This window comes from Streptomyces sp. NPDC001902, assembly GCF_042891295.1.
Taxonomy (GTDB): domain Bacteria; phylum Actinomycetota; class Actinomycetes; order Streptomycetales; family Streptomycetaceae; genus Actinacidiphila.
The window spans coordinates 22,926-49,275 of sequence record NZ_JBIATA010000027.1; the positions used below are offsets into that span (position 1 = coordinate 22,926).

30 protein-coding genes and 1 tRNA gene are annotated in these 26,350 nt (G+C 71.9%); 14 read left to right on the forward strand and 17 right to left on the reverse strand.

Annotated elements, in window-relative coordinates:
• Positions 1–79: 79 nt before the first annotated feature.
• Together ACFYYN_RS33635 and ACFYYN_RS33640 are read right to left on the reverse strand one after the other, a co-directional pair.
• The gene (locus tag ACFYYN_RS33635) at positions 80–358 is read right to left on the reverse strand and encodes a DUF6510 family protein (protein WP_499509531.1); all 279 of its coding nucleotides are present in this window, start codon (positions 356–358) and stop codon (positions 80–82) included.
• Positions 359–1,111: 753 nt separating this feature from the next.
• On the reverse strand, positions 1,112–1,759 hold the full coding sequence (locus tag ACFYYN_RS33640) for a hypothetical protein (protein WP_500548728.1): 648 nt from the start codon (positions 1,757–1,759) through the stop codon (positions 1,112–1,114).
• Between the two features lie 386 nt (positions 1,760–2,145).
• Here ACFYYN_RS33640 and ACFYYN_RS33645 point away from each other — a divergent pair, with 386 nt between their 5' ends.
• Both ACFYYN_RS33645 and ACFYYN_RS33650 read left to right on the forward strand, forming a co-directional pair.
• Positions 2,146–2,670 carry a hypothetical protein gene (locus ACFYYN_RS33645; protein ID WP_500548729.1) on the forward strand — a complete coding sequence of 175 codons (525 nt, stop codon included), beginning with the start codon at positions 2,146–2,148 and terminating at the stop codon, positions 2,668–2,670.
• 353 nt (positions 2,671–3,023) lie between these two features.
• Positions 3,024–3,329 (forward strand): hypothetical protein, encoded by a 306-nt coding sequence (locus ACFYYN_RS33650; protein WP_500548730.1) that lies wholly within the window; start codon positions 3,024–3,026, stop codon positions 3,327–3,329.
• Positions 3,330–3,643: 314 nt separating this feature from the next.
• On the opposite strand, the gene ACFYYN_RS33655 is transcribed toward ACFYYN_RS33650, so the two are convergent.
• Both ACFYYN_RS33655 and ACFYYN_RS33660 read right to left on the reverse strand, forming a co-directional pair.
• Positions 3,644–3,895, reverse strand: a complete 252-nt coding sequence (locus ACFYYN_RS33655; RefSeq protein WP_500548731.1) for a hypothetical protein — start codon at positions 3,893–3,895, stop codon at positions 3,644–3,646.
• 174 nt (positions 3,896–4,069) lie between these two features.
• Positions 4,070–4,828: a DUF6928 family protein gene (locus tag ACFYYN_RS33660; RefSeq protein WP_500548732.1), complete on the reverse strand. Its 759-nt coding sequence runs from the start codon at positions 4,826–4,828 to the stop codon at positions 4,070–4,072.
• 270 nt (positions 4,829–5,098) lie between these two features.
• Between ACFYYN_RS33660 and ACFYYN_RS33665 the strand changes: the two genes are divergently transcribed.
• Both ACFYYN_RS33665 and ACFYYN_RS33670 read left to right on the forward strand, forming a co-directional pair.
• On the forward strand, positions 5,099–5,311 hold the full coding sequence (locus ACFYYN_RS33665) for a nuclear transport factor 2 family protein (RefSeq protein WP_500548806.1): 213 nt from the start codon (positions 5,099–5,101) through the stop codon (positions 5,309–5,311).
• Positions 5,312–5,379: 68 nt separating this feature from the next.
• Positions 5,380–5,454, forward strand: a tRNA-Trp gene (locus tag ACFYYN_RS33670).
• 388 nt (positions 5,455–5,842) lie between these two features.
• Here ACFYYN_RS33670 and ACFYYN_RS33675 read toward each other — a convergent pair.
• Positions 5,843–6,226, reverse strand: a complete 384-nt coding sequence (locus tag ACFYYN_RS33675) for a VOC family protein (protein WP_500329641.1) — start codon at positions 6,224–6,226, stop codon at positions 5,843–5,845.
• A 140-nt stretch (positions 6,227–6,366) separates the two neighbouring features.
• Positions 6,367–6,654: a DUF1905 domain-containing protein gene (locus ACFYYN_RS33680; protein WP_500548733.1), complete on the reverse strand. Its 288-nt coding sequence runs from the start codon at positions 6,652–6,654 to the stop codon at positions 6,367–6,369.
• Positions 6,655–6,893: 239 nt separating this feature from the next.
• Here ACFYYN_RS33680 and ACFYYN_RS33685 point away from each other — a divergent pair, with 239 nt between their 5' ends.
• Positions 6,894–7,709 carry an SAM-dependent methyltransferase gene (locus ACFYYN_RS33685; protein WP_500329637.1) on the forward strand — a complete coding sequence of 272 codons (816 nt, stop codon included), beginning with the start codon at positions 6,894–6,896 and terminating at the stop codon, positions 7,707–7,709.
• 53 nt (positions 7,710–7,762) lie between these two features.
• Here the strand turns inward: ACFYYN_RS33685 and ACFYYN_RS33690 are convergent, their stop codons facing one another.
• Together ACFYYN_RS33690 and ACFYYN_RS33695 are read right to left on the reverse strand one after the other, a co-directional pair.
• Positions 7,763–8,671, reverse strand: coding sequence for a Sco1979 family transcriptional regulator (locus ACFYYN_RS33690; RefSeq protein ID WP_499509522.1), 909 nt, complete (start codon positions 8,669–8,671; stop codon positions 7,763–7,765).
• Positions 8,672–8,760: 89 nt separating this feature from the next.
• A complete protein-coding gene (locus tag ACFYYN_RS33695) occupies positions 8,761–8,997 on the reverse strand; it encodes a DUF397 domain-containing protein (RefSeq protein WP_500329635.1) in 237 nt (78 codons plus the stop codon).
• Between the two features lie 174 nt (positions 8,998–9,171).
• On the opposite strand from ACFYYN_RS33695, the gene ACFYYN_RS33700 reads away from it, so the two are divergent.
• The 3 genes from ACFYYN_RS33700 (at position 9,172) to ACFYYN_RS33710 (ending at position 12,062) form a co-directional block, all read left to right on the forward strand.
• Entirely contained in the window at positions 9,172–9,633 is a 462-nt protein-coding gene (locus ACFYYN_RS33700) for an ATP-binding protein (RefSeq protein ID WP_499509520.1), read from the forward strand.
• 431 nt (positions 9,634–10,064) lie between these two features.
• A complete protein-coding gene (locus ACFYYN_RS33705; protein WP_500548734.1) occupies positions 10,065–11,024 on the forward strand; it encodes an NAD(P)-dependent oxidoreductase in 960 nt (319 codons plus the stop codon).
• Positions 11,025–11,162: 138 nt separating this feature from the next.
• The gene (locus ACFYYN_RS33710; protein WP_500548735.1) at positions 11,163–12,062 is read left to right on the forward strand and encodes a LysR family transcriptional regulator; all 900 of its coding nucleotides are present in this window, start codon (positions 11,163–11,165) and stop codon (positions 12,060–12,062) included.
• A gap of 9 nt (positions 12,063–12,071) precedes the next feature.
• Here the strand turns inward: ACFYYN_RS33710 and ACFYYN_RS33715 are convergent, their stop codons facing one another.
• Positions 12,072–12,704 carry a CGNR zinc finger domain-containing protein gene (locus ACFYYN_RS33715; RefSeq protein ID WP_500548736.1) on the reverse strand — a complete coding sequence of 211 codons (633 nt, stop codon included), beginning with the start codon at positions 12,702–12,704 and terminating at the stop codon, positions 12,072–12,074.
• Positions 12,705–12,772: 68 nt separating this feature from the next.
• Here ACFYYN_RS33715 and ACFYYN_RS33720 point away from each other — a divergent pair, with 68 nt between their 5' ends.
• Entirely contained in the window at positions 12,773–13,705 is a 933-nt protein-coding gene (locus tag ACFYYN_RS33720; RefSeq protein ID WP_500548737.1) for a 2-dehydropantoate 2-reductase, read from the forward strand.
• A gap of 45 nt (positions 13,706–13,750) precedes the next feature.
• Here ACFYYN_RS33720 and ACFYYN_RS33725 read toward each other — a convergent pair whose 3' ends face one another.
• Both ACFYYN_RS33725 and ACFYYN_RS33730 read right to left on the reverse strand, forming a co-directional pair.
• The gene (locus ACFYYN_RS33725; protein WP_500548738.1) at positions 13,751–14,212 is read right to left on the reverse strand and encodes a hypothetical protein; all 462 of its coding nucleotides are present in this window, start codon (positions 14,210–14,212) and stop codon (positions 13,751–13,753) included.
• A complete protein-coding gene (locus ACFYYN_RS33730) occupies positions 14,110–14,967 on the reverse strand; it encodes an alpha/beta hydrolase family protein (RefSeq protein WP_500548739.1) in 858 nt (285 codons plus the stop codon). The genes ACFYYN_RS33725 and ACFYYN_RS33730 overlap by 103 nt, the downstream gene beginning before the upstream one ends.
• 372 nt (positions 14,968–15,339) lie before the next feature.
• On the opposite strand from ACFYYN_RS33730, the gene ACFYYN_RS33735 reads away from it, so the two are divergent.
• Positions 15,340–15,600 carry an acyl carrier protein gene (locus ACFYYN_RS33735; RefSeq protein WP_500548740.1) on the forward strand — a complete coding sequence of 87 codons (261 nt, stop codon included), beginning with the start codon at positions 15,340–15,342 and terminating at the stop codon, positions 15,598–15,600.
• Positions 15,601–15,988: 388 nt separating this feature from the next.
• Here the strand turns inward: ACFYYN_RS33735 and ACFYYN_RS33740 are convergent, their stop codons facing one another.
• The 3 genes from ACFYYN_RS33740 to ACFYYN_RS33750 form a co-directional block, all read right to left on the reverse strand.
• On the reverse strand, positions 15,989–16,765 hold the full coding sequence (locus tag ACFYYN_RS33740; RefSeq protein ID WP_500548741.1) for a class I SAM-dependent DNA methyltransferase: 777 nt from the start codon (positions 16,763–16,765) through the stop codon (positions 15,989–15,991).
• A 149-nt stretch (positions 16,766–16,914) separates the two neighbouring features.
• Positions 16,915–18,318, reverse strand: a complete 1,404-nt coding sequence (gene sthA, locus ACFYYN_RS33745) for a Si-specific NAD(P)(+) transhydrogenase (RefSeq protein ID WP_499509511.1) — start codon at positions 18,316–18,318, stop codon at positions 16,915–16,917.
• A gap of 133 nt (positions 18,319–18,451) precedes the next feature.
• The gene (locus ACFYYN_RS33750; protein WP_500548742.1) at positions 18,452–19,696 is read right to left on the reverse strand and encodes a glycoside hydrolase 5 family protein; all 1,245 of its coding nucleotides are present in this window, start codon (positions 19,694–19,696) and stop codon (positions 18,452–18,454) included.
• Positions 19,697–20,141: 445 nt separating this feature from the next.
• Between ACFYYN_RS33750 and ACFYYN_RS33755 the strand changes: the two genes are divergently transcribed.
• Together ACFYYN_RS33755 and ACFYYN_RS33760 are read left to right on the forward strand one after the other, a co-directional pair.
• Entirely contained in the window at positions 20,142–21,170 is a 1,029-nt protein-coding gene (locus ACFYYN_RS33755; protein WP_500548743.1) for a LacI family DNA-binding transcriptional regulator, read from the forward strand.
• A 46-nt stretch (positions 21,171–21,216) separates the two neighbouring features.
• A complete protein-coding gene (locus tag ACFYYN_RS33760; protein WP_500548744.1) occupies positions 21,217–22,185 on the forward strand; it encodes an SDR family NAD(P)-dependent oxidoreductase in 969 nt (322 codons plus the stop codon).
• Between the two features lie 39 nt (positions 22,186–22,224).
• On the opposite strand, the gene ACFYYN_RS33765 is transcribed toward ACFYYN_RS33760, so the two are convergent.
• The gene (locus tag ACFYYN_RS33765) at positions 22,225–22,710 is read right to left on the reverse strand and encodes a winged helix-turn-helix transcriptional regulator (RefSeq protein WP_500439565.1); all 486 of its coding nucleotides are present in this window, start codon (positions 22,708–22,710) and stop codon (positions 22,225–22,227) included.
• Between the two features lie 101 nt (positions 22,711–22,811).
• Between ACFYYN_RS33765 and ACFYYN_RS33770 the strand changes: the two genes are divergently transcribed.
• Positions 22,812–24,401 carry an MFS transporter gene (locus tag ACFYYN_RS33770; protein WP_500359295.1) on the forward strand — a complete coding sequence of 530 codons (1,590 nt, stop codon included), beginning with the start codon at positions 22,812–22,814 and terminating at the stop codon, positions 24,399–24,401.
• Between the two features lie 35 nt (positions 24,402–24,436).
• A complete protein-coding gene (locus ACFYYN_RS33775; RefSeq protein WP_500548745.1) occupies positions 24,437–24,856 on the forward strand; it encodes a PaaI family thioesterase in 420 nt (139 codons plus the stop codon).
• A 22-nt stretch (positions 24,857–24,878) separates the two neighbouring features.
• Here ACFYYN_RS33775 and ddaH read toward each other — a convergent pair whose 3' ends face one another.
• Positions 24,879–25,715: a dimethylargininase gene (ddaH, locus tag ACFYYN_RS33780; RefSeq protein ID WP_500548746.1), complete on the reverse strand. Its 837-nt coding sequence runs from the start codon at positions 25,713–25,715 to the stop codon at positions 24,879–24,881.
• A gap of 122 nt (positions 25,716–25,837) precedes the next feature.
• Entirely contained in the window at positions 25,838–26,341 is a 504-nt protein-coding gene (locus tag ACFYYN_RS33785; RefSeq protein ID WP_500548747.1) for an Lrp/AsnC family transcriptional regulator, read from the reverse strand.
• Positions 26,342–26,350: the final 9 nt, after the last annotated feature.

Genomic DNA, 26,350 nt, shown 5'->3' on the forward strand with positions numbered 1-26,350 from the left:
CGGCACAGTGTTGGGCACACGGCACGAAGAGCCAAGACCCGTGCGGCGGTCGACCGGGCCGGTTGTCAGCCCGGCGACGTCACTCGGGGAGCGGGATGCGCATGCTCACCGAGCCCCGCAGGTCCAGCCACGCGGCGGACGGCCCGCGCACCACCCGCAGGATCACGGTGTCGCACCCGGGACAGCGGGCCACCAGCCCGGGGGAGTGGTCGTACACCCGCAGCGTGGCCACCGGCCCGGTACGCCCGCAGCCCACGCAGCGGCCCTCGGCAGCCGTCATGTCCACCGCGAAGATCTCCCGGAGCGGCCCGGCCAGCGCGTTGCCGTCGGTGTACGCGTCCGTGCCCTGTGCGCTCATCCCAGCCTCCCGTCGCCCGGCCGCCCCATCGCCACCCACCCTATGCACGCGCAGCCCGCCCCGCGCGCCCATCGCTGCGGCCCGGGCCACCCGAAGCTACGGCCCGCAACCCCCCCCGGGTCATCCACTCCTCCGCACCATGGGATCGTGTCGCCTGCCCACCGTCCAGCCGGATCCTCACGGCAGGACGCCTCTGCATCACGCCGCTCTGGTGAAGGACGCCGACGCGATCGAACAGCTACTGGCACGGGGCACGGACCCCTGAGCCCAGGACGACCGGGGATTCACTCTGCTGCATTTTGCCGGCAGGAGTTCAGCATCGAGGCGATGAAGGTGCTGCTCGCCCACGGTGCACCCGTGGACCAGCCGAAGCCGAAGCCGAGGGCGCGGCGATGCGATCGCCGTGCTCCGTGCCCACGGAGTCGATCCCCACAAGCCGAACGCCCACGGCCGCACTTCGCTGGACCTCGCGCTCAGCATCGCCAACTACGACGAACCCAGTTCTTCCAAGACCCGGCGATGCGTTTGCGGCGCCGCCGGTAGACGGTCTCCAGCGGCGCGGCCAGTAGGGCCTCTCCATGGTGGGCCGCGAGTGCCGGCCACATGCCGGAGGGCCCGACTGCTTGGGCGGTGGGGGCGGCGACCCACGCTGGCCGAGTGCCTCAGCGCCACGGCCAGCGAGCCTCACGCCCCGCATCTCCCAATCTCACTCCCAAAGCGGTGGTCTGCCGCACGGGGCAGCATCATCTGCAGTTATCCGCGGGTGACTCGCTCTGCCACCTGCTGGCGTGCCCAGGCGATGAATTCGTCAGCGACGGGGTAGTCGCGCTCGACGCGAGTGAGGAGCGGTTCCAGTTCGGCCGAGGAGACTCGGTCGACGTTGAGGAGTACTTCTGCCCAACCCAGGGGCCGCGTTCGGCGTATGTCCAGTGTGGGTTCCTTGATTTCCTCAAGGAGTACCTCCCGGTCCAGCAGCCTGTACATCTGCGGGATCGTGTTCTTGATCAGCAGTTCGGTCAGTGCGCGGCCGCAGGAGGCGGGGTCGATGTGCTGACCGTAGGCCCACAGGCCCCGGGACGGTCCGTCCTCCGTCGGTTCGTAGGCGACCTGGGCGGGCGGGATGACCTCCCAGCCGACCATCTCGGCGGCGGAAGTCGGCAGTCTGGTCTTCTCTTGCTCCCAACACCCCCGGTAATTCCAGGCCCATTCCGGGGTGGGGACGATGGCGACCCTGACGAAGAAGACCTCCATTGCACACGCCATGGGATGACGGCGGATCTCCAGCACGGCGTGGTCACCGTTGTCGGCCCGGAGCCGATAGGCCTTTCCCTTCTTCGCCAGACCTTCCCCCTTCAGCACCGGAGTCACGTGCTGCCGGAGGAGAGCATTGAGCGAGATCATTTCTCTCCTTGCGTTCACGTGGTCATGCTGCTGCTCCGGATGCTAGGGGCCGCGGCTGACACGGAGGCTGCCGAGCGGTCTCAGTACAGGATGCGCAGTACGGCAACCACGGCAACCCCTGACTCCCAGTAGCGTCCTTGTACGGGCCGGAATTGGCCCCCCGTCCCGGTTTCCGCCTCATTCAGCACCGTCCACGAGGGTTCAGGGCGGGACCGGAGCGGCCGCCTGGGCCGCCGACCCCGCGCGAACGCAGATGAACAGCCTCGAAGACAGGCCCGTGCGGCATCAACAGACTGGGAAAGGTGGGCGGGACGCCAACTACGCTGCCACCCGGCACCTGGACCAGCCCAGAGTCGAGCGGCGGTCGGCGAGGTTCAGGGGCATCAGTGGGTATCTGGGACGTGAAGAGCGACAGCGAGCGTGCACAGTGGGTCTTCACGCCGCAGATCGGTGTGGGACCGCTCCGCTTTGGCATGACCCCCGACGAGGTGAGTACGGCTCTTGGAAGCGATGCCTCGGCCCGCCGCCTCGTCCAGAGTTCGTCGGGCAGTTACGAACTCGTCGAGGCGCAGTCCACCGCGGTGGGGGTGACCGCTTACTACGCGATGGGGCAGACCCTGGCCTGCGTAGCCGTCGATGCGCTTGCGGGCCCCCAGGTCACGCTGGACGGCACGGCTCTCGTCGCCCGCGTGCCGTCCGAGGCCGAGGACTGGTTGTGCAACCACACAGAGGCCCATGAGTTGGACCTGATCTACACACACGCTGCAGATCCAGGCTCCGGAAGTCTCGGGCTCATCCTGCGTGCTCAACGCGCGGGAGACATCGCCCTCACCCGGCCTCTCTTCCTCATCCGCGAGTGGGCAGAGAACACTTGGGACTGCATCCCCGGCTCAGAATGGGCGAGGTTCTGACGTACACGAGAAAGCTGCACCACAAGCGCACCGGATCGAGCGAGGGACAGCGAGGAGTCACGGTGAAGGGCAACGAGTCGGAGGAACACAGAGTTCGGCCGTCTGCCCAGGTGAAGATCCGAACCGGCTCCAGAAGCCCTCAGCTTCCCAATCCCCGGCCTTCCGCTTGCCGGCCGCGGCCGTGGGTGCTTCGCGCGTGTGGATGTAGGTTGCTCCCATGAATTACCACCGAAAGGGCCATGCCTCGTAGGCGCCCGAAGGTCGTCCGCGATGGGCGGTGGCGGCCGAGCAAGCACGTTGTGGTGCGTCGTGTCCGTGGTGTTTCTGCCCGGACGCGGGCGGCGATTCGCCGTGTGGAGGATGAGCGGCTGTGGCCCAATGCGGTCGCTGACGCCCTGTCCCGCTTCGAATGGACCTTCAAGCAGCCGGGACGCTATTTGAACGCCTCTCACGTCTACGCACCAGGACTGGAAGTCGAGGATGCTCGCGATGATCTGGAGGAGGTCATGCGACACCTCCCCCGCGGCGCCCGTGCCGATCTGGGCCCACTGGTGAAGCGAATCGATGACGAGTACGAACGCCGGACCCTGCCGGATCCAGGCCGGATGAGCGAGTGGACGGCGGGCCGCTGGTGGTGGTGGCGCATCCGGGAACGGTGACAGGTGGCACCGCTGGTTGCTGACCAGCGTACTGCTTCGGCACCAATTGACTGAGTGTCCAACTGCGCTACGACGGACGCGAACCGAGACGGACAACCGCCGACGTTCGCGAACGGCTCTCGCAGGTCACACATTGTTCCACCCCAGGTGACGCGGTTGCGTGCGTTGCCTCGGGACGACGAGGCCGTGGGTTCACACCTCACCGCCCCCGAGGCGGTTTTCAGCTGGAACGGGCGACGACCTGCCCGGCGACCGAGAAGCGCTGTGCACACTCCGGGCAGGTCGCGTTCCGGGACCTGCGCCCGGCGATCTTCTCAGCTGTCCGTCCCCTTCTCAGCCACGACAACGCGGACGTACGCGACGCGGCCCTCGTCGCTGCGATCCCTCTCGCCGAGCACCCCGTCCTCACCGCGCACCGGGCCGATCTGGTCGACCACGCCGTCCGTTTGCTGGCCACCAGCACCGACCGCCACAATCGAGACCGCGTCCTGGACGCCATGAAGGCATGGGGTCACGACATCAGTGCCCTGGCGAACGCGGACGACATCGCGGCCCGCGAGCGTCACGCCCGTCGCAAGGCGAAGCGTGATGCGTGGTCCGCGGCCCACGGGACAGCCGGTTACTCCGAAGACCCACCGTTCTGCTCAGGGACGGACAGCGCCCCCTCAGGCATCCCTCGCTCCTTCAGCGCGGCCGCTTCGCAGAAGTTGTGCCAGAGCCCGTTCGAAGGCCTTGCCCCGCTAGAGACCGTCGCGTTCCATCAGCGAGCCGTCAGGCCCCATCGTGTAAATGCGCGGCGTCCCCATCGCCTCCATGGCCCTTCTCAGTTCCGCTTCCTGCTCCTTGGGATCGGGTCCGTTCGGGTCCCGTATGGAGAAGCCGTACAGCTCAATGGCGTCGGCGTCGACATCGTCGGGCTGTGGGCGCCCCTCCAGGACGAACCCGCAGAGTACGCGCAGCGCGTCTTCCCCGAGCTCCAGGGGGTGGAAGGGCAGCGCGTACGGCTCCTCCTCTTCACCCGGCCACGGAATGACGTCGGCCGGACGCTCCCCGGCCCAGTAGGGAAGTTCGAAGGGCAGCGGCTCGCCGATGTTCTCGACGATCCCGCTGTCCGGTGAAAGGCTCAGGGAACGCACAAGGCGTCCGTCCTCCCAGACGGCGAACGCGAGCCAGTCGACCACACTGTGCATGGCGTGCAGAACGAGCCGGCGGCCGGCACTTGCCGCGACGAGATGCCCGGGGAGCCGGGACGGGAAATCGATCATCACGCCTTGATCGCAGACGATCTCCACGCCCGGCCGACTCGCGGCGTAGGCCGTGCCATCCGGGGGATACACGCCGTCCCGGAGAGGGGAGCCCGAGGTCTCCTCGATCTCCCACCCCGGATAGAGACGCCGCATCATGGCGGACGTGCGCGACAGGTCGGCTCCACCCACCTGTCGCAGCAACTCCGGCACATCGCCGTCCGCATACATCAGCAGACCCGTCTTGGCTCCCAAGGCCCCTCCCCGCACCGCACGGCTCACAACTCCGGAAGCACCGTATCCGCCCGCTCCGACATCGGAAGCGATGCCGCCTACGGGAGGACGTCCGTCGTGCACGCGCCGCATTGAACATCGCGGCACCGTGACCCTTGTGCGCGCTCCACCCGTCACCGGGGTGGCCGCACGTCGCGGCGCCGTACTGCCGCGCCGCCGCCGAGGTCGTCGAGCAGGGTTGCGAGCAGGTCGCGCACCTCTGCCAGCCAGTCCGCCCCGCAGCGCTCAGGGCTGAGCGGTCAGCACTTCGAGGTCGTCAACGCGGTCGCCGCGGGCGACCAGGTGGCCCTGGAGGTCGTCTGGACCGGCACGCTCGCCCGCCCCTTCGGCACCCTCCCTGCCGGCCACGTCGCGCGCGCTCACATCGCGCCGTTCCTGGAGTTCCGCGACGGCAGGATCACCGCCCAGCGCAACTGCGACTGCTACGAGCGCCCGGGCGGCTGAGCAGCCTTCGCCGCCCCGGAAATTGCGTGGCCGGCCCGTTGCCGCACATGTCAAGGTGGAGCCACCGAAGGGGCGTAGCTCAGCCCGGCCAGAGCAGCGGACTCCAAACCCGCACGCCGCAGGTTCGAATCCTGCCGCCCCTGCAAGCAACCGACACGGCCCCGGCCGCACATGGACCCCCTTCGCACCGCGAAGGAGGCCCATGCGCCAGGGTCGTGACGCCAGAAGGTGGTCACAGTGGTGCCTTCCAGCGTGAAGCGCAGGAACTCGTCGCGGGCAACGCGCAAGGCGAGGCCGCGGCGTACGAGTTCGGACTCCACCCCGTCTGTGCGGGCGGCGTTGACGCACGTGCCCACGACGTCGTCGTCGGGGATCAACTCGTCCTAGCGCCCGATTGGCCTCGTCCCCGCCCGGCCGACCCTGAACTCGGTCTCGCATTCCAGGACATGCTGTCTTGCGATGTGGGATCGCATGAGGCGCCGAGCGTGACGCGGCCGGGAGCACGCGTCCACCGCACCGCTCGCGCCGCGCCTACTCCTCGTCCAGGCAGAGGCAGAAGGGGTGGCCGGCCGGGTCCAGGAGGACGCGGACGTTCTCCCGGGGTTGGTGGCCGGCGAGCGAGGCGCCCAGCGCGACCGCGTCCGCGACGGCGCCGTCGAGGTCGCCGACCTGGAAGTCGAAGTGCATCATGGGCCGCTGATCGCCGTCGGCGGGCGGCCACGTGGGGGCCCGGTAGCCGGTCGCCTGCTGGAACACGAGGTAGGCCGGACCTTCGGGCGCGGCGACGACGGAGGTGCCCGGTTCCTCGTGCACGACGGGCCACCCGAGCAGCTCGGCGTAGAACGCCGCGAGGGCGGCGGGATCCGGTGCTTCCATGGCGGTGCCCCACCACATGCCCAGCGTTCGTGATCGCACGGCCGTAGTCTGTCGCGGCGCCGGGGCGTTGTCCACGCCTTCGCGCAGAAGGGCGTTCGGCCTGCGACGACCGGTGGCGGGGTCGGTTGGGCGCGCGCCGCCCCCGACGGGACCGAACCGCCCGGGGCGTCGCCGTCACGTCAGAGGCGGACCGTCATCTCCACGGTCACCTCGTCCCCGGCCGCGATGCCCTGGGGTCTGCGCACGGCGACCTTCAGCGGCAGCAGGTAACCGCCGTCCCTGGGGAAGAGCGACGTCGTGAAGGCGGTGTCCCCGATGCGGGCCTCGACGGGGATGACGCCCCAGCCGTAGGTGGCCATCGCGGCCACCTCGCGGATGCGCTCGGACTCCTCCTCCGGCACGGTCGCGAAGTAGTACGGCGATGGTCCGCGCCACTCGATCACACGGCCGGCGAAGACGAGCTCCATGGGGTCGGTCCCGTTCCTGCAGGGTAGCCCGGACCGCCTCAGCGTACAGGCGGCGCCCCGGTAGCGAGGGGGATACGTCCGGTAGCGCGGTGACTGATGGTGTTTCAGGAGTCAAACATGTTGGCGATCAATTCACTTCCCATGGGTGAAACCGCAGGGCGGCAGGGTGACTTGAGCCTAGAATGGGACTTCCGCGATCACCCCGCGTTCAGGGCGTGGGCAGGACTGTGAGGGGCCGGATGAGCCAGGAGCGAGAGCCGCTGCCGACCGCGATCGACACCGGGATTCCCAGCGTCGCCCGGATGTACGACTTCCTGCTCGGCGGCAAGGACAACTACGCCGTCGACCGTGAGGCCTCCGAGGAGCTGCTCAAGGTCGTCCCGAGCACCAAGGAACTGGCGGTCAACAACCGCAGGTTCCTGCAGCGCGTCGTGGGCGTGCTCGCCCGCGAGTACGGGATACGCCAGTTCCTGGACCACGGGTCAGGCCTGCCGACGCAGGACAACGTCCACCAGGTCGCCCAGCGCGTCGACCCGGCCGCGCGCGTCGTCTACGTCGACAACGACCCGATCGTGCTGGCGCACGGCCGTGCGCTGCTGGAGGAGAACGAGAACACGGCCGTCATCCAGGCCGACTTCCGTGACACCGACGGCATCTTCGGCCACTCCGAGGTGGAGCGGCTGATCGACTTCAGCCAGCCGGTCGCCGCCCTCTTCGTCTCGGTCCTGCACTGCATCCCCGACGAGGACGACCCGGCGGGCCTGGTCAGGCGCGTCGCGGAGCGGCTGGCGCCGGGCAGCTTCCTCGTGGTGTGCCAGCTGGTCAGCGAGGACAAGGCGGTGCGCGACTTCGTCACCGAGTTCATGGACGCCAGCACCCAGGGCAACTGGGGCCGGGTCCGTCAGGAGAGCGACGTCGAGGGCTTCCTCGACGGTCTGCGGATCCTGGAGCCGGGACTGGTCGAGGTGTCCACCTGGCGCCCCGACACCGACCTTGCGCCCCGGCAGGCCACCCAGGAGTGGATCGAGTTCGGCGGGGTCGGCCACAAGGCCTGAGGACGTCAGGGGTCCCGGGGCCGGAAGGGCCGGCCCCGGGGAACCGCATCAGCTCACGACAGCTGCTTGAGGAAGTCGCGCAGGAAGTCCGGCGTCCGGACCGGGGGCTCGGCCTCGGCGCTGAGCCGGTCCATCACGGCCAGGTAGTTGTCGACGTCGTCCTGCTTGTCCAGGTACAGCGAGCTGGTGAGCTGCTCCAGGTAGACGATGTCGGGCAGGTCCGGCTCCAGGAAACGCAGGATCGTGACCGGTCCGCCCGCGGTCGCGAGGCCGCCGACGCTGAACGGCGCCACCTGCAGCGTCACGTTCGGCATCGCGGCCGCCTCGATGAGCCGCTCCAGCTGGCGCGCCATCGCCTCGGCGCCGCCCATCGGACGGCGCAGCGCCGCCTCATCGACGACCGCCCACAGCCGGGGCGCGTTGGGCCCGTTCAGCAGGTGCTGGCGCTCCATGCGCAGCGCGACCCGGCGCTCGACCTCGACCCCGGACGCCCTGGGGTGCCCCAGCCGGATGACGGCGCGGGCGTACTCCTCGGTCTGCAGCAGACCGGGGATGAACTGCACCTCGTACGTACGGATGACGGAGGCGGCCTCCTCGAGGCCCACGAGCGTCTCGAACCAGCCGGGGAGCACATCGGCGTACCGGTGCCACCAGCCGGGGGTGTTGGCCTGGTGGGCGAGCTTGAGGCAGTCCGCGCGCTCGGTCTCGTCGGTCACGCCGTAGAGGGTGAGGAGGTCGGCGACGTCACGCTCCTTGTAGCCGACGCGGCCCAGTTCGAGGCGGCTGATCTTGGCGTGGGAGCCGCGGATCGCGTCACCCGCCGCTTCGCGGGTGATGCCCCGGGACTCCCTCAGCCTCCGCAGCTGGGTGCCGAGCACGATGCGCAGCACCGTCGGACCACCGCGCGGGTGCTCCAGGTACTGCCTTATCGACGGTTCGTTGCTCGGCCGCGTCGCGGTCATGCCGGCTCCCGTGGTGACTGGGCGGACCGTCAGTGTCTCACTGAGTGGTGCCCGAATACAGCCGCATCTTATGGCATGCCGACGTTTTGTCAGCCCGTCATGTCATCGAAGTCGCCGTCCTTCACGCCGCCGAGGAAGGCCTCGATCTCCGCGCGCGTGTAGATGAGCGCAGGTCCGCCCGGGTGGCGGGAGTTGCGCATCGCGAAGCCTCCACCGGGCAGCGCCGCCAGCTCGACGCAGTTGCCGCTGGGGTTGCTCCGGCCGCTCTTCCTCCAGTCCGCGCCCTCGATGTCGGTGGCCGGTACGCCGTTGTCGAACTCCCGCATGGCTACGCCTCCTTGACGGGCCATCTGCACGTGCAGATGCACGTGCAGATGTACTTACCCTTGCACTTACGACTGTAATTGCAGATGTGCTTGCACGGGTAGGGATCCGGCGGGGATAGTGGTGGACGCAGACAGCACCGCGCCCCCCCGCCCGACAGCTCTGCGGAGTTCCCGATGACCACGCATCCGGCGATCCCCCTCGACTACGGCCTGACCGAGGACTCAGGGTCACGCTTTGCCGCCTGCGGCCTGAGCGGTGACCTCCACGCCGCAGGTTCCGCACGGCAGTTCACGCGTGCCACCCTGAGCAACTGGGGGATGCTCGCGATCGTCGACACCGCGTCGATCGTGGTGTCGGAGATGCTGACCAACGCCGTGCGCTACGGCCTCGACGACCCGGCGTACGCGCCGTTGTCGAGCCGGCCGGTCTGGCTGGGCCTGCTCCGCCGTGACGAGTCCGTGCTCTGTACGGTCGCCGACCCCGGCACGGGCGTCCCGGTGGTGAAGGAACCGGACTGGTTCGCCGAGACCGGGCGTGGGCTGCACATCATCGACTCGCTCAGCGAGTCCTGGGGGTGGACACCGCCCGACGAGGCGGGCAAGTCCGTCTGGGCGCTGATCTCCGCGCCCATGTGACTTCCGCCCCACGGTGTCCCGCAGACCGGACGCCGTGGGGCGGGGGAACGGGGGCCAGAAGCGCCGCGGCGGGGCACCGGGGGGATGCCTCGCCGCGGCCTGACGGTTCGCCGCTCCGCTTGGCCGCTCCGCGTGGCCGGGAGGACGCCGGCGCTCTCCGGGGGCGGTCGATGACTGTGTCTTTGCCTTTCCCGGGAAAGGAATTCACCTTTTGTTGACGCGCCGCTGTTTCCTGCCGCTCGCCGTCAATGGCCCTTTCGTCAGATGTGCTAGCGTTCGTGAGGTTCACGGTTTGACAACGATGTCAGATTCTCCGGGCCTGCGGACGCGTCCGTCCGCGACGGAAGGGCCCCTGCTCTGAAGGACGGAGCCCCGGCGCACCCGGCGTGGCACGCCCGTTCTCCGAGCTCCACAGAAAAGCACAGCGAATCATGCAAGAATGCCGCGCGGTCTGGCTGCCCTATCGGTCCGGCGAATTCGCCGGACCGCTGCCCGACGGCCTGTCGTACCACTTCTGGGACGGTCTTTCGGCCTTCCCCTCCGATCCCCGGGACGTACGGTTCGTCGTCGTCCCGCCCGTCCCGGCCAAGCAGCACCAGATCCTCGACCGGCTGCTGCACGACGCCGAGCGGCTGGAGGTCCTCCAGGTCCTCAGCTCCGGGCACGACTACCTCGCACCCTTCCTGGGGCTGCTTCCCCCGGGCACCCGCGTCGCCACGGCCAACGGCGTGCACGGCGAGGCCACGGCCGAGCTGGCGGTGACGCTGCTGCTGGCCGCGGGTCGCGGTCTGGACGACTTCTCCCGCCGGCACGCCCTGGGTCAGTGGCAACCGCGTGTCTTCCCCACGTTGTCCGGCAAGGAGGTCCTGATCGTCGGCCAGGGCGCGGTCGGAAGGGCCGTGGCCGCCAGGCTCGCCCCGTTCGGCTGCCGGGTGGTCCGGCTGGCACGTACCGCGCGCGACACCGCGGACGGCCACGTGCACGGGTTCGCCGACCTGCCCGGGCTGCTCCCCTCCGCCGACGCCGTCGTGCTGTGCGCGCCCCTGACGGACGAGACCCGCGACCTGATGGACGGCTCCCGTCTGGCCCTGATGAAGGACGGGGCCGTCCTGGTCAACGTGGCCAGGGGGGAACTGGTCGACACGCGGGCGCTGGTGCGCGAAGCCGGACGCGGGCGGCTGCGTGCCGCCCTGGACGTCACCGCGCCCGAGCCGCTGCCCAGCGGTCACCCGCTGTGGTACCTGCCCGGTGTCCTCATCACCCCGCACGTCGGGGCCTTCACCGACGCCTTCACGCCCACCTCCCTCGCCTTCATCGCGCAGCAGCTGGCCCGCTACGCGGGCGGCGAGTCCCTGGTGAACGTCCTGCCGCAGATGGCCGCCGCGCGCTGAGCGGTGGCGGCCCCCGGGAAACATCCCGGGGGCCGGTCGGCCCGGGCGAATCACCCCCAGGGGTCGGCGTGTTCCCCGATCGGGAAATCGCCTGGCCCGTCGGGACGTCCTTCCGGTGCCGCGTGGTGGGATGGCCGGATGGAACTGCGGGAGCTGCGTGTCTTCGTCGCCGTGGCGGAGGAGGGCGGGATGTCCGCCGCGGCGCGGCGGCTGCACGTGAGCCAGTCGGCGCTGTCGCAGACCGTCACCGCGCTGGAGCGTCAACTCGGCGTCAAACTCCTGGTGCGGTCCAGTTCCGGCGTACGGACCACGGAGGCCGGGGCGGTCCTGCTCTCCGAGGCGCGCGCCGTGCTCGCGCGCCACGACCAGGCCGTGCGGACGATGGCGGCCCTGACGGCGCAGGGCGGGGGCACCCTGCGGCTGGGCATCCCGCTGGAGCTGCCGCCCGACCTGCTGACCCCCGTGCTCACCGAGTTGTCCCGGGCCTACCCCGACACGAGGGTGCAGGCCCGTCATCTGTCCACGGCGGCCCAACTGGAGGCGCTGCACGCGGACGAGCTCGACGTCGGTCTGACGCGTGAGCGCCCGGCCGGGCCCGAGTTCGACGCGATGCTGGTGGTCCGGGAGAACCTCGGGGTGCTGCTCGCGGCGGACCAGGCGGCCGAACTCGCCGGACCGCACGGCGTCCGCCTGGAGTGCCTGGCGGGGTTGGAGTGGGTGGGCTTCCCCCGCGCCGGGAGTCCGGCCTGGTGGGACGAGCTGACCTCGGTGCTGCGCAGCCACGGGCTGGACGTGGGTTCCGAGGCGGGTGCGGGGGAGCCGCTGATCGCGGAGGTGAAGCTGGCGGCCGTGATCACCGGGCGGGCGTTCGCGCTGGCCCCGCCGAACTGGGCGCAGCCGATCCCCGAAACGGTCGTGTGGTCGCCCCTGGTGGGAGATCCCCTGGTCCGCAGGACCTGGGCGGTGTGGCCGTCCAGTTCGCACCGGCGTGACCTCGGGCATTTCATCGCGGCCTTCGCCCAGCCGGTGTCGCCGTAGGCGGTGGGGCTACGAGGTGGGCGCGGAGGCGCGGTGCCGGTGCCGGGCGGCCTTCGCGTTGTTGCCGCAGCGCTCCATGGAGCACCACTTGCGCGGCTTCCCGTTGCCGGTGTCGAGGTAGAGCATGCCGCAGATCTCCGCGGCGCAGGTGCGCAGCCGGTCCCGCAGGCGCGGCTCGGTGACCAGCGCGATCAGGTCCCGGGCCACGGCGGAGAGCAACTGGGCGGCCGACAGCGGTTCCGTCCCGGCGCTCGGGCGCCCGTGGGCGTCGACGCGGAGGAGGGGCGCGGGCGGCTCGACGCGGGCCAGGTCGTTGAGGAGGTCCACGCACTCCGCTCGCGGCGTGCGGCCGTCGACGACCGCGGTGGCGACGTCGGTGGCGGCGGCGCGCAGCTCGTGGAGGGCGTCGAGCAGGGCCGTCCCGTCCTCCCCGTCCCGCAGCATCACTCCGACGCCGCCGCACCAGGCGCGGAGGCGGTCGTGATCGCCGAGCCGCTCGACGGGGGTGCTGGGACGGCGGCCGACGGTGGCGACGAGGTCGAGCGAGAGGGAGCCCGCGTCGAAGCGCAGCGCACGGACCTTGGCCGTGACGCGGGTGCGGGGAGTGGCCGGGGTCCCCGTGGCCGGTGCGCGCTCGCTCATGTGTCCATAGTAACCTTGAAGACGGTTACCAAGCCATCGGCCAGACCGGACCGGGAAGGGAGCACGCCATGCGCATAGCGGTCGTGGGAGCGGGCGGAGTGGGGGGCTACTTCGGCACCCGCCTCGCGGAGGCGGGCAACGAGGTCACCTTCGTCGCCCGTGGTCGGCACCTGGAGGCGATCCGGGCCAACGGCGGGCTGGCCGTCCGCAGCCCGCTGGGGGAGTTCCGGGCACCGGCCGACCGGTTCGTGCCGGACATCGGTGACGTCGGTCCCGCCGACGTCGTGCTGGTCGCGGTCAAGCTGTGGGACACCGAGGACGTCGCCACCCGGCTGCGCGGCCTCGCCGAGGCGGGCGCGCGGGTGATCTCCCTTCAGAACGGCGTCCAGAAGGACCGGGTCCTGCGCCGGCACCTGCCGCCCGAGGCCGTGTGGGGCGGGGTCTGCTACATCTCCGCCGTCATCGAGGAACCCGGCGTCGTCTCCCACCGCGGGACGATGCAGAAGCTGGTCTTCGGCCCGTACGACGGGGAGGGGGCGGCCCGGGCGGAGGAGTTCCGCGAGGTGTGCGAGAAGGCCGGCGTCGACGCGGAGGTCAGCGCCGACATCGCGCGGGTCGTGTGGCAGAAGTTCGTGTTCCTCACGGGCCTGTCGGGCACCACCTCGGCCGTGCGCCAGCCGATCGGCGTCGTCCGCGCCGATCCCGCGACGCGGTCGCTGCTGCGCGACGTCATGGCGGAGGTCGTCGCCGTCGGCCGGGCCTCGGGCGTGCGCCTCGACGAGTCCTTCGTCGACGAGCAACTGGCCTTCTGCGACACGCTGCCCGCCACGATGACCTCCTCCATGCACAACGACCTGGAGCAGGGCAACCGCCTGGAACTGCCGTGGCTCAGCGGAGGCGTCGCCGACCTCGGCCGCGAACTGGGCGTCCCCACGCCCCGCAACCGCACCGTGGCCGACATCCTCGCGCCCTATGTGCCGGGCCGGCCGCGCGTGCCGTGACCGCCGTAGTTGTCCGCCGTAAGGGGCGGCCGGTCCCGCCCCCGGTCAGCGCACCGAGAGCGTGTCCTGCAGCCAGTCGAAGACGACCTCGCAATGCTGCTGGGGGGCCATCGGGGAGCAGTGCAGCTGCGCCCCGGTGGCCGCGGTGAGCTTCACGTAGTCCTTCGGGGCGGTGAGCCCGTCGTACATCCGGCGCGGCTGCCCCGGGTAGAACTGCTCGAACTCGTAGTCCAGCACCAGGGTGGGCGCCTTGATCCGGTCCAGCACGTCGCTGACGTCCAGTGAGGCGATGAGGCGGGCGGGGGTGAAGAAGTCGGTGAACATCCTGCCCTCCCGCGCCTCGGTCATCGCCGGGGCGGAGAAGGGTTCGAAGCGCTTCTTGAGCGTCGCCGCCTCGGACGGGCTCAGCGCCGGGACGACCTCCTTGTTCCAGACGGCATTGGTCCGCTCCTTGTCGGCGGTGAGGGTCTCCCGGACCTCCTGAGGGAAGGCCAGCCAGGGGGACACACAGCCGGGCATCGCCACCAGGGCGGCGATCCGGTGCTCGAAGGCGGCCGCCCGGGGCGCCAGGCCATGCTCAGCCCGGTGAGGGCGATCCGGCCGGGGTTCACGTCGGAGCGGGCGGTCAGCCAGTCCACCAGCGGGGTGACGACCTTCTCCCAGCGCGGGGTGAAGACGACTTCTTCCACGAAGAGCACATGGCCCTGCCCCGGGCCGTCGTAGACGAGTGCGTTCCAGCCGCGGTCCAGGGCCGCCGATACGCCGTAGGTCCACATGTCGACGTTCTGGCCGTCGCTGCCGTTGGTCAGGATCACGGTGGGCCTGCGCCGTTGCGTCCCTTCCGGGCGGAAGAACCACACCGGCATCCGCGTCCTCCCGTAGGCCACGCCCGCCGTCACCGGGGCCGGATCGCAGCGCTCGCAGTAGGCGTCCCAGGCGCGGCGCCCGGCACGGTAGAGCTGCTCCTCGCTGCCCGGGTCCTCGGAGCCGAGGACGAAGAGCAGCGCCTGGCCGTAGTACTGGGCCGCCCGCAGCGTCCGGAACCGTGTGGTCTGGCGCCCGGGCATGCTGCCCCTCGGCGTCGTGAGCAGCCGGTCGCCCAGCTCTCTGAAGGTGCGGGTGTACGACTGCGCCGACACCCCCGCCGTGGTGACGGCGTTCACGGCGGTGAGCACCTCACCGACCTCGGCGGAGCCGTAGCCGCAGGCGCCGAGGGCCAGGAACGCGTTGAAGTCGTAGGCGGGGTCGTCGAAGAGGGTCATCACCCCGGGGGTGGCGCCGCCCGCGGGACCCGCAGCGGAGGCCGACGTCCGCCCGGACCCGGACCCGGACCCGGTCCCCGTTCCCGGACCGCCGGGCGAAGACGGGCCCGCGGGGGAGGCGCCCGAGGGCGTGCACCCGGCGGCCGCCAGGGCCCCGGCCCCTGCCGCGAGCCCGGCCAGCGCGGTGCGACGGGTGGGCGCGGGGGCGGGGCCGTGCGGAAGGTGCGTCATACCGGCCGAACGTACGAGCCCCGCCCCGGCACGCCGGCCCACGACACCGGCCGTTCCCCCGAACGGCCCGGCGTACCGGTGCGGTCCTCCGCCGCCGGGCGGGGTAGGCGTATCGGGCAGTCACCGGAGGGGAGAGGGAACATGACCAAAGACGTCGCCGGCATCGTGCGCAGGGTGGTCGCCGGATGTGCGGACGTGGCGCCGGAGGACATCGGGCCGGACACGACCTTCGCCCGGTTGCGCCTGGGCGACCGGGCCAAGCAGCGTGCCGCCGACGCCGTCGAACGCGAGGTCGGCGTGATGCTGCTGGCCGACGAGGTCGAACGGATGGGCACCGTGCGCGACCTCGTCGAGCACGTGGCCGGCAAGCGCGCCGAACAGGAGGCCGCGGAGGCCCCCTGACGACGGCCACGCCTCGTCGGCGGCGTGGTCGTCCCACACCGCGCACGGCACCACGTAGCTCTCGCCGAGGACCGGGAAGGCCGTGTCCCGCGGCAGGTCCGGGACGCGGGTGCGGGCGGGGCCGGCACCGGGGACGCCGCACCGCGGCACCGCGGCATCGACACCGGCCGCCCGGCCGCGGTGGCGGAGCCGGGACCGTAAGCGCGCGCACGGGCTCGTGGCCGACGTCGGCCTTGCGGGTGACGGCCCCTCGATGCCGGGAGCCTGCGTGCCTACGCGCCTTCTGAACACGTCGCCGTCGTACGCGCGGGGGGCCGTCACGGACGGCAGGACCCTTCCGGCCGCACGCCGGGGTCCGCCCCCGGCGTGCCGGGACGTCCGGCACGGCTCAGCCCGCGTGGACGCGGATCTTCGACTGCCCGTGGCCGCGCAGCTCCCAGTCGTCCATGAAGCGGGCGCGCAGCCCGTGCCGGGCGGCCAGGTCCATCAGCGTCTCGGTGCGGTAGTAGAAGTCCTCGCGCAGCACGTGGTGTTCCTTCCCCTCGGTGCGGTCGAACGTGAAGTCGAACCACCCGCCCGGGGCCAGGATCCGCGCCACGTGGGCCAGGCACTCGTCGACGACCTCCAGGGGCGAGTGGGAGAAGACGCTGTGGGCGTGGACCACGTCGAAGTGGCGGTCCGGCAGGAAGTCGAAGGTCAGGTCGTGGGTGAGCGTGAGGTACGGCAGCTTGCGCTGCAGGCCCTGCGCGGTCACGGTGCGCTTGGCGGCGATCAGGATGTCGGGGGAGATGTCGATGCCGTAGTAGTGGCCGGCGTCGAGGTGCTCGATGAGGCGCCAGCCCGCGCGCAGGTTGCCGCACCCGATGTCCAGCAGCCGGTGCCGGGGCGACAGGCCGTGCTCACGGAGGTAGTCGAACTGCATCGCGCCAAGCGCCAGCCAGCGGTCGTGGCTGCCGCTGCCGACGGCGGCCTCGGGGTCCCGCGCGGTGTCGCTGGCCATGACGGCCCGGTAGTACGCCACGTGGTCGCGGTGCCGGTGCGCGAGCCAGCGGTCCCGCGCGGCCCGGCGCGCGTACCCGGCGACCCGCGTGGGGTGCCGGAGGGCGTAGCCGACCTTGTGGGTGAGGCTCGTCCGGTCGGCCCGGAGGTTCTTCCTGGTGGCCATGGCGGGTACTCCCTCGGGGGTCACGGGGGACGCGTTCTTCGTCCTCTCGGGAGGCTGCCACGCAGCGCCCCCGCCGTTCCCCCTCCGAACGGGTGGTACCGGTGTGCGGGGCGCCCCGGCCGGGGCACCCCGCACGCGACGGCCCGGCGTCAGCCGGTGAGGCGGTTGATCTGGCGGAGCTTGTTGGTGGCGTCGAGGGCGGCCACCTTGTACGACTCGGCGAGGGTCGGGTAGTTGAACACGGCGTCGACCAGGTAGTCGACCGTGCCGCCGCAGCCCATCACCGCCTGGCCGATGTGCAGCAGCTCGGTGGCGCCGGTGCCGAAGCAGTGGACGCCGAGCAGCGTGCGGTCCTCCGTGGACACCAGCAGCTTCAGCATGCCGTGCGAGTCGCCGATGATCTGGCCGCGGGCCAGCTCTCGGTAGCGCGAGATGCCCACCTCGAAGGGCACGTTGTCGTCGGTGAGCTGGTCCTCCGTACGGCCGACGAAGCTGATCTCCGGGATCGTGTAGATGCCGATGGGCTGCAGGCCGTGCATCGCGTTCACCGGTTCGCCGCAGGCGTGGTACGCGGCGAGCCTGCCCTGCTCCATGGAGGTGGCCGCGAGCGCCGGGAAGCCGATGACGTCGCCGACGGCGTAGATGTGCGGCACGGAGGTGCGGTAGTGCTCGTCCACCGATATCCGGCCCCGCTTGTCGGCGGTCAGGCCCGCCTTGCCGAGGTCGAGGGCGTCGGTGAGGCCCTGCCGCCCGGCCGAGTACATGACGGCGTCCGCGGGGATCTTCTTCCCGCTCTGCAGGACGGTCAGCGCGCCCGTCGCATGCCGCTCCACGGCCGCCACCGTCTCGCCGAAGCGGAAGGTGACGGCGAGGTCCCGCAGGTGGTACTTGAGCGCCTCGACCACCTCGACGTCGCAGAAGTCCAGCATCCCGTCGCGCTGTTCGACCACCGTCACCTTGCTGCCCAGCGCGGCGAACATCGAGGCGTACTCGATGCCGATGACGCCGGCGCCGACGATGACCATGGAGCGCGGCACCCGGTCCAGGTTGAGCACGCTGTCGGAGTCCATCACCGTGCGGTCGTCGAACTCCACGGTCGACGGGCGGGCCGGGCGCGTCCCGGTGGCGATGACGATGTTCCCGGCGGTGACCAGCACCTCGCGGCCGGAGGGGTCCTCCACGGCGACCGTGTGGTCGTCCATGAAGCGGCCGGTCCCGGTGAGCATGGTGACGCGGTTGCGGGAGAGCTGACTGCGGATCACGTCCACCTCGCGGCTCACCACGTGCTGGGTGCGCGCGGTGAGGTCCGCGATGGTGATGTCCTCCTTGAGGCGGTAGCTCTGGCCGTACAGGTCCCGCTGGGTGAGCCCGGTCAGGTAGAGCACGGCCTCGCGTAGCGTCTTCGACGGGATGGTGCCGGAGTGGATGGAGACCCCGCCGACCATGTCGGGGCGGTCGACGACGGCGACCCGGCGGCCCAGCTTGGCCGCGGCGATGGCGGCCTTCTGGCCACCCGGGCCGGATCCGATGACGAGCAGGTCGAATTCGGTCACCGGACGAGTCTGTCAGGCCACGGCGTCCCCGGGAAAGGGCTGTCGGCGATGCGGCCGGTGGCGTCCCCGGGTCCCCGGGCACGGGTGCGGGACCCGTGCCCGGGGGCCCGCCGGGGGACGGGGCACGGGGGGCTCAGCGAGCCTGGGCGGGCGTGACGACCTCGGTGATGCCGCGGGCGGCCAGGTGCGCCGCGTCCGCTGCCCGGTCGGCGAGCACCAGGGCGGGCCGTACGCCCCGGGCGGTCAGCGCGGCCCACGCCTCGAACACCTCGCCGCCGGGGGCGCATCCGGACCGGTGGGGCGCCGTCAGGGCGTCGCCCACGTCGACGACGAGCGCGGTCGTCCGCGGCCGCGGCGCGTACCCGCGGTCGCGCAGCTCCGCCACGGCGCGGGCAACGGCGGTGCCCGCCGGCTTGACCTCGCGGTCGTTGGTGAGGAGCCCGAGGGTGTACTCGAGTTCGGGGAAGTCGGCGAGGGACCGGGCGACGTCGTGCGAGCACCACCAGGTCACCCCCCACACGTCCTCGCAGTCCAGGGCGCCCGCGACGGTGGCGGTGGCGAAGGCCGCCGCGTGCTCGGGCGGCACCACCGGCGCGGGGGCGCCGACCTCCTGGAGCCAGACCGGGCGGTGGGGATCGGTGGCCCAGGCCTTCGACAGCTCGATCAGGTACGCGGCGTGGTGCTCGGTGGCCACGCCCGCGTAGCCGTGGCGCTGGGCCGTTCCGTTGAAGACCCAGGAGTGGACGGCGGTGGCGAAGCCGAGGCGGGCGGCCTGCGCGGGGGTGAAGGCGTGGTCGTCCTGGTACCAGGCGGCATCGTACTCGGCGTGCAGGTGGAGCTTGCCGGGGGCGCCGCGCTCGCACGCGTCGAGCATCAGGCGCAGCCAGGCCTCCGCTTCGGCCGGGCCGATGGGATCCGGGTCCGGGTGCGGCGGGCCGGAGAACTGGTTGATCTCGTTGCCCACGGTCATGCCGAGGAAGTTGGGCCGGTCGGCGAGCGCTGCGGCGAGCGCGCGCAGGTACTCGGCCTCGGCGGCGACGACGTCCGGGTCGGTGAAGATGTTCCTGCGGTGCCAGGTGGCCGTCCAGGAGGGCAGGAAGTCGAAGCTGGACAGGTGGCCCTGCAGCCCGTCCACGTTGACGTCCAGGCCGTGCTCGGCTGCGGCGTCGACCAGCGCGACCAACTGCTCCACGGCGCGCGGCCGGATCAGGGTGCGGTTGGGCTGGAACAGCGGCCACAGCGGGAAGACCCGGATGTGGTCCAGGCCGAGGCGGGCGATGGAGTCCAGATCGGCGCGGACGGCGTCGAGGTCGAAGTCGAGCCAGTGGTGGAACCAGCCCTGGCTGGGCGTGTAGTTGACGCCGAAGCGCGGTGTCATGGCGGTTCCCGTGATCGTACGAGCTGGGGTGGGCGCGCGGCGGCGGAACCGGTGGTCGCGGGGCGGTCGGGGGATGTCCGTCCCGTGATCGGCGCGGCTGGGGGAGTCGCCGCCGGCGCCCACGACAAGGTGACACCGCGCTCCGGGAAAGTCAACTCGGCTCTTTCGCCTACGTCTTGGGGCCGTGAAGCCGCAGGTCAACGGAATGCGAGAGGCATTCGGGCGTCAGCGCTAATGCGCTTTAGGGCCGTGCCGCTCAAGCGCTTTAGTGCCCAACCCTCCCAGGCTGGGGGATACTGGTCCCCGCGTCGCGCCGCCCGGGGCCCGGCGTGTACGACGTCAGGCGGACGATCCGAGGGGGCCCACGATCGCGGCGCACGAGCCACCGGTGGAGCCGCCGCCCGCTGCCCGGACCGGCCGGCGCGTCCCCGCCCGACGCCCCACGATGAAGGACATCGCCCGGCGGGCGGGCGTCTCCGAGAGCGCCGTGTCCTTCGCCCTCAACGACCGCCCCGGGGTCTCCGAGACCACCCGCAGGCGTGTGCGCCGGGTCGCCGACCAGCTCGGCTGGCGGGCCAGCACCGCCGCGCGGGCCCTGTCGGGGGAGGGCGCCGCCACCGTGGGCCTGGTGCTCGCCCGCCCGGCGAGCTCGCTGGGCATCGAGTCGTTCTTCCTCCAGCTCGTCTCGGGCATCCAGGAGGTGCTGTCGGAACGCCACCTCGGCCTGCTCTTCCGGGTGGTGGCGGACGCCGAGGAGGAGTGCGCGGTCTACCGCAGGTGGTGGGCCGAGCAGCGGGTCGACGGGGTCATCGTCGTGGACCCGCGGATCGGCGATCCCCGGCCGGCCCTCCTGGACGCCCTGGGCCTGCCCGCCGTGGTGGTCGGCGGCCGCGACGTCGACCGTGAACCGCACGAGCCGGTCCCGTACCCGGTGATCTCCACCGTCCGGGTGGACGACGCGGCCGCCATGGGCGCGATCGTCGACCACTTGGCGGGGCTGGGACACCACCGCGTCGTCCACGTCGCGGGCCTGGCCGGCCTGGCGCACACCACGCGCCGCATCGGCTCGCTGCGGGCCGGGGCCGCGCGCCGGGGGATGTCCGATGTCCGCTCGGTCACCACCGACTACTCCGAGGGCCAGGGCGCCGAGGCCACCCGCCTCGCGCTGGCCGGACCCGAGCCGCCCACGGCGATCATCTACGACAACGACGTGATGGCGGTCGCGGGCGCCGGGGTGGCGCTCGGCATGGGCCTGTCCGTACCGCGCGACCTGTCGGTGGTCGCCTGGGAGGACTCGGCGCTCTGCCGGGCCACGCATCCGCGCCTGACCGCCCTGGACCGCGACGCGACGGCCTTCGGGCGGCGTGCGGCGCAGGAACTGGTCTGCCTGCTCGGCGGCCGCCCGGCCCGCGACGTGGCCCAGCCGACACCGGCACTCGTCGTCCGCGACAGCACGGCGCCGCCGCGCGGCTGAGCGGGCACTTGCCCTGGAGCGCACTCCAGCTCCCAGCATGGGGGGCATGACAGCTCAGACCAGGATCGGAACCGGATTCGGTGCCCGCACGACCGCGCGGGAGGTGCTGCACGGGATCGACCTCACCGGGAAGCTCGCCGTCGTCACCGGTGGGCATGCGGGCCTCGGACGGGAGACCACACGCGCCCTCGCCGGCGCGGGCGCCCACGTCGTGGTGGCCGCCCGGCGTCCCGAAGCGGCCGGGAAGGCCCTCGCGGGGATCGGCGGGACGGAGGCCGACGCGCTCGACCTCGCCGACCTCGACAGCGTCCGCGACTTCTCCGAGCGCTTCCTCGCCTCCGGCCGCGGCATCGACCTGCTGATCGGCAACGCCGGGATCATGGCCTGCCCGGAGACGCGGGTGGGCCCGGGTTGGGAGGCGCAGTTCGCCACCAACCACCTCGGGCACCACGCCCTGGTCAACCGGCTGTGGCCGGCGCTCGCCAGGCGCGGTGGGCGCGTGGTCTCGGTGTCCTCGCAGGGCCATCAGCTTTCGGGCATCCGCTGGGACGACGTCATGTTCGAGCGCGGTTACGACAAGTGGGCGGCGTACGGGCAGGCGAAGACGGCGAACGCGCTGTTCGCCGTCGAGCTGGACCGGCTGGGCCGGGAGCGGGGTGTACGGGCGTTCTCGGTGCACCCGGGCGTGATCCTCACGGACCTGGCGCGTCACGTCCCGCTGGAGGAGAGGGTCGCCGCGGGCTGGATCGACGCGGAGGGCAACCCCGCCGATCCGGCGCTCAAGACACCGCAGCAGGGCGCGGCGACCCAGGTCTGGGCCGCCACGTCACCGATGCTCGCCGGCAGGGGCGGTCTCTACTGCGAGGACTGCGACGTGGCGGAACGCCTGACCGAGGACGCGGACGGGCTCACCGGAGGGGTGCGCGACCACGCCACCGACCCCGAGCAGGCCGCGCGCCTGTGGCGGCTGTCCGCGGAGCTGACCGGCGTCGACGCGTTCGCCGCGGGCGCCTGAACGCCCCCGCCCCCCGCCCCGGGCGCCGCGCGGCCGGTCTCAGGCCGTCGCGCCCGCGGTGGGGCGGGGCCGGGCGCTGGGGCCGGGGCGGCGGTCGACCTCTTCCGGGGCGTCGACCACATGGCCCTCGTCGCAGACCAGCCGGGCCCGGACGGGCGCGCCGCAGCCGTGGTGGGTGGTCAGGAGGGAGGGCCCCTCGGGGTCGGCGAGGTACTTGTCGCCCCATTGCCGCAGGGCGGTGATCAGCGGGTACAGGTCGCGGCCCTTCTCGGTGAGCACGTACTCGGAGCGGCTCCGGGCGCCGGGCTCCCGGTACGCGCGCTGCTCGAGCAGCCCCTGGGTGACCAGGCCGTTCAGCCGGTCGGTCAGCACCGAGCGGGACACGCCCAGGTGCTCCTGGATGTCGCTGAAACGCCTGACCCCGCGGGTGACCTCGCGAAGGACCAGCAGCACCCAGGAGTCGCCCACGAGGCCGATGGCGCGGCCGACGGAGCAGTTGGAGACGTCCTGGTCGAGGTATTCCATGGTCTGGATCCTACCTGAGTTCGCAGAAAGAACTCAGGGCTGGTAGCGTTCGCTGCGCAGCTAGGTTCGAAATGCGGACTCAGCTCAGGAGGGAACCGTTCATGACGAGCACGAGCGCCGCCGCGGCCAAGGCCGTGACCGTGGGTGCGACCACAGCAAGGACCACCGCGAGGACACCGGACGCGGGGGAGTCGAGGAAGCGCTGGATCGGCTTCGTCGTCGCGAGCCTCGGCCAGATGGCGATGTTCGTGAACATCACCCAGACCGTCGCGGTCCTCGCCCCGCTCCAACAGGACCTCCGGGTGTCGGGTGCGGCGTTCGTGTGGATCGCCGGCATCTACTCGATGATGGTCGCCAGCTTCGTGCTCGCCGCCGGCACCGTCGGCGACCGCTTCGGCCGTCGTCGCGTGTTCGCCCTCGGCATGCTGCTGCTCGGCGCGGGCAGCCTGGTCACCTCGCTGGCCTCCGGCGCCGCGGGCGTTATCGCCGGCCAGGCCCTCATGGGCCTCGGCGGCGCCGCGATCCTGCCGAACAGCCTGTCCCTGGTGACGCACATGTTCGCCGAGCCGCACGCTCGCACCCGGGCCGTCGGCATCTGGGTCGCCGTGTCCGGCATCGGCCTCGCCTTCGGCCCCGTGGCCGCCGGGCTGATCCTGGAGCACTGGTCCTGGCACGCGGTGTTCCTGGTCAACGTGGTCCTCGCCGTCCTGGTGCTGGTCCTCACGCCCCGTTTCGTCACCGAGAGCCGGCAGGCCGGACGCCACCTCGACCCGCCGGGCCTGGTGCTCGCGGTCGCGTCCATCGGCGCGCTGAACTACGGCCTGATCGAGGGCGGCCACACCGGCTTCGGCACGGCCAAGGCGATCACGGCCTTCGCCGTCGCGGCCGCGGCGCTCGTCGTCTTCGTCGTGCACGAGGCGCGCACCCGTACGCCCATGCTGAAGCTCGGGCTCTTCCGCGGCCGCTCCTTCGCCACGGCCAACGTCGTCGCGATGATCGCCCAGTACGCCTTCGTGGCCACCGCCTTCGCCCAGGTGCTGTACTTCGAGCGGATCCGGCACGAGTCCATCCTCGACGCCGGACTCCTGCTGCTGCCGATCATGGGTTCCTACGTGCTGGTCAGCTACGTCGCCGCGGGGATCGCACGCCGGATCGGCTTCAAGGCCACCCTCGGCGCGGGCGCGGCGCTCGCCGCGGCCGGCGCGCTGCTGATGACCGCCCAGACCCCCACCGCGTCCATACCCGTGCTCGCGGTGCTGATGGCGATGTTCGGGGCCGGTGCGGGCCTGGTCCTGCCGCCGAGCACGGCCGTGGCCGTCATCAGCGTGCCGCACACCGACGGCGGCATGGCCAGCGGTACCGTCAACCTCTTCCGCCAGGTCGGCGGCACGCTCGGGGCGACCGTCACGGGCACCGTGCTGACCAGCGGCCTCGCCTCCCGGCTGCCCGGCGAACTCGCCGACCGGGGCGTCCCGTCCGGCATCGCCGACCAGGTGACCCAGGCCGTCGGCACCGGAGACCAGGGCTCCACGCTGCCGGCGGCGCTCCGCGACACCGTCACCTCGGCCGTCGGCGACGCCTTCACCGGAGCCCTGCACCTGGCCGTGCTCATCCCGGGCGTCGGCCTGGCGGTCGCCGCCGTCGCGGCCCTCGTGCTCATCGCCAACCGTCCCGCTCCGCAGGCCCACTGACCCCGCGCACGTCCAGGACGAACAGGAGAGCCACGATGACGGAGACGACCGACCCCGCCCTCGACCCGGAGGCCGCCGGAGCCTTCCTGCGCGCCGTAGGGCTGCGCTTCGACGCGATCAGTGCGCAGGAGGTCACCGCCCACCTGGAGGTCACCGAGGACCACCACACCCCGTGGGGGATCACCCACGGCGGCCTCCACACCACCGTCATCGAGAGCGTGGCGAGCGTCGGCGCCTCCCACGCGGTGCGCCCCGAGGGCCGGTTCGCCGTCGGCGTGAGCAACCAGACCGACTTCCTGCTCCCGTACGTCAAGGGCCGCCTCGAGGTCCGCGGCACACCCCTGCAGCAGGGCCGGAGCCTGCAGCTGTGGCTGGTGGTGATCACGGACGCCGAGGGCCGGACCGTCGCCCGTGGGCAGGTGCGGCTGTTCAACCGGTCCCTGCCCGGTCAGTGACCCCGGGCAGGGACCGGCGACGTCAGACCGCCGGGCGGAGCTCCTGCGTGCAGCACTTGATGCCCCCGCCGGCCTTGTGGAACTCCGTGAGGTCGACGGGGACGGGCACGTAGCCCCGCCCGGCGAGCTGCTCGACCAGCCCCGCCGCCGCGGGCGCCACGAACACGTGCCGCCCGTCCGACACCGAGTTGAGGCCGAACGCCAGCGCGTCGTCCGCGGTGGCGACGACCGCGTCCGGGAACATCCGGCGCAGCACCTCACGGCTGCCCGGGGAGAAGGCCTCCGGGTAGTACGCGATGTTCGCCTCGCCGCCGCCCGCCCCGTCGTCCAGGACGAACAGCGCGGTGTCCAGGTGGTAGAAGCGCGGGTCCGTCAACTGCAGGCCGATCGTCGGCACGCCGAAGAACTCCTGCACCTCGTGGTGCGCCGCCCGGACCGTGCGGAAGCCCGTACCCGCCAGGACGAACCCGCCGACCGGCACCAGGTCGCCCTCGCCCTCGCAGACCGACTCCGGGCGGTGCACCTCGAAACCCGCCGCCTTGAACCAGGCCGCGTACTCGTCGGCCTCCGGGCGCCGCTCGGGCGCGTGGAAGGAGGAGCCGAACACCCGCCCCTCCACCACCAGCGCCGAGTTGGCGGCGAACACCATGTCGGGCAGCCCCGCGACCGGCCCGACGCACTCCACCGTGTGGCCGTGCTCCCGGTAGGCCCGCACCAGCGCGGCCCACTGCTCCCGGGCGAGCGCGGTGTCGACCCGCACGCCCTCCCGCATCCAGGGGTTGATCGCGTAGCGCACGTCGAAGTGGTCGGGCGGGCAGACCAGGTAACGCCGGGGGCGGGCCACACGGTTCTCGGGCACGGCGAACTCCTCCGCTTCCTGCGGGACGGCCAGGGGATGGCTCAACGGTAGGAAGCGCAGCCCGCGGGCGACAAGATCGGGACGCTGCGCACAGGCGCAGCGATGCTGCGTCGAAGGGCCCGTCAGCGCAGGTCCGTTGCGCTTTCCGCGGCGGACCGCCCCGCCCCCGCCTCCGGGCTCTCCGGCAGCAGGTGCGACAGCACCATGTAGCTGATCGTCTTCCGGATGAAGGGCTCGGTCCTGATCCGCTCCAGGACCTCCTCGAAGTGCTCGACGTCGGTGGCCCGGACGTGCAGCAGGGCGTCCGCGCCGCCCGTCACCGTCGTGGCCGCCGTGATCTCCGGGTGGTTCCTGACCACCTCGGCCAGCCGCCGGGGCGGCGCCGCGCCCTCGCAGTACACCTCCACGTACGCCTCCGTGCGCCAGCCCAGCGCGGCGGGCCGGACGGTGGCGGTGAAACCCGTGATGATCCCGGACTCGCGCAGCCGGTCCACCCGCCGCTTGACGGCCGTCGCCGACAGGCCGATGTCCGCGCCGATCTCCGCGAAGCTCGTCCTGGCGTTCAGGATCAGGGCCGCGACGATCTTGCGGTCGAGCTCGTCGAACGGCACGGGTCTGTGGACCATGCCCGGTGC

Excerpts from the sequence above, each read along its gene's own strand:
- ACFYYN_RS33695 (WP_500329635.1), bottom strand. The coding sequence starts at position 8,997 with ATGCGGGAGTTCGACAACGGCGTACCGGCCACCGACATCGAGGGCGCG.
- ACFYYN_RS33700 (WP_499509520.1), top strand. The coding sequence starts at position 9,172 with ATGACCACGCATCCGGCGATCCCCCTCGACTACGGCCTGACCGAGGAC.
- ACFYYN_RS33705 (WP_500548734.1), top strand. The coding sequence starts at position 10,065 with ATGCAAGAATGCCGCGCGGTCTGGCTGCCCTATCGGTCCGGCGAATTC.
- ACFYYN_RS33715 (WP_500548736.1), bottom strand. The coding sequence starts at position 12,704 with ATGAGCGAGCGCGCACCGGCCACGGGGACCCCGGCCACTCCCCGCACC.
- ACFYYN_RS33770 (WP_500359295.1), top strand. The coding sequence starts at position 22,812 with ATGACGAGCACGAGCGCCGCCGCGGCCAAGGCCGTGACCGTGGGTGCG.
- ACFYYN_RS33735 (WP_500548740.1), top strand. The coding sequence starts at position 15,340 with ATGACCAAAGACGTCGCCGGCATCGTGCGCAGGGTGGTCGCCGGATGT.
- ACFYYN_RS33720 (WP_500548737.1), top strand. The coding sequence starts at position 12,773 with ATGCGCATAGCGGTCGTGGGAGCGGGCGGAGTGGGGGGCTACTTCGGC.
- ACFYYN_RS33785 (WP_500548747.1), bottom strand. The coding sequence starts at position 26,341 with ATGGTCCACAGACCCGTGCCGTTCGACGAGCTCGACCGCAAGATCGTC.
- ACFYYN_RS33685 (WP_500329637.1), top strand. The coding sequence starts at position 6,894 with ATGAGCCAGGAGCGAGAGCCGCTGCCGACCGCGATCGACACCGGGATT.
- ACFYYN_RS33640 (WP_500548728.1), bottom strand. The coding sequence starts at position 1,759 with ATGATCTCGCTCAATGCTCTCCTCCGGCAGCACGTGACTCCGGTGCTG.
- ACFYYN_RS33730 (WP_500548739.1), bottom strand. The coding sequence starts at position 14,967 with ATGACCCTCTTCGACGACCCCGCCTACGACTTCAACGCGTTCCTGGCC.
- ACFYYN_RS33740 (WP_500548741.1), bottom strand. The coding sequence starts at position 16,765 with ATGGCCACCAGGAAGAACCTCCGGGCCGACCGGACGAGCCTCACCCAC.
- ACFYYN_RS33755 (WP_500548743.1), top strand. The coding sequence starts at position 20,142 with ATGAAGGACATCGCCCGGCGGGCGGGCGTCTCCGAGAGCGCCGTGTCC.
- ACFYYN_RS33690 (WP_499509522.1), bottom strand. The coding sequence starts at position 8,671 with ATGACCGCGACGCGGCCGAGCAACGAACCGTCGATAAGGCAGTACCTG.
- ACFYYN_RS33680 (WP_500548733.1), bottom strand. The coding sequence starts at position 6,654 with ATGGAGCTCGTCTTCGCCGGCCGTGTGATCGAGTGGCGCGGACCATCG.
- ACFYYN_RS33775 (WP_500548745.1), top strand. The coding sequence starts at position 24,437 with ATGACGGAGACGACCGACCCCGCCCTCGACCCGGAGGCCGCCGGAGCC.
- ACFYYN_RS33710 (WP_500548735.1), top strand. The coding sequence starts at position 11,163 with ATGGAACTGCGGGAGCTGCGTGTCTTCGTCGCCGTGGCGGAGGAGGGC.
- ACFYYN_RS33635 (WP_499509531.1), bottom strand. The coding sequence starts at position 358 with ATGAGCGCACAGGGCACGGACGCGTACACCGACGGCAACGCGCTGGCC.
- ACFYYN_RS33750 (WP_500548742.1), bottom strand. The coding sequence starts at position 19,696 with ATGACACCGCGCTTCGGCGTCAACTACACGCCCAGCCAGGGCTGGTTC.
- ACFYYN_RS33765 (WP_500439565.1), bottom strand. The coding sequence starts at position 22,710 with ATGGAATACCTCGACCAGGACGTCTCCAACTGCTCCGTCGGCCGCGCC.
- ACFYYN_RS33760 (WP_500548744.1), top strand. The coding sequence starts at position 21,217 with ATGACAGCTCAGACCAGGATCGGAACCGGATTCGGTGCCCGCACGACC.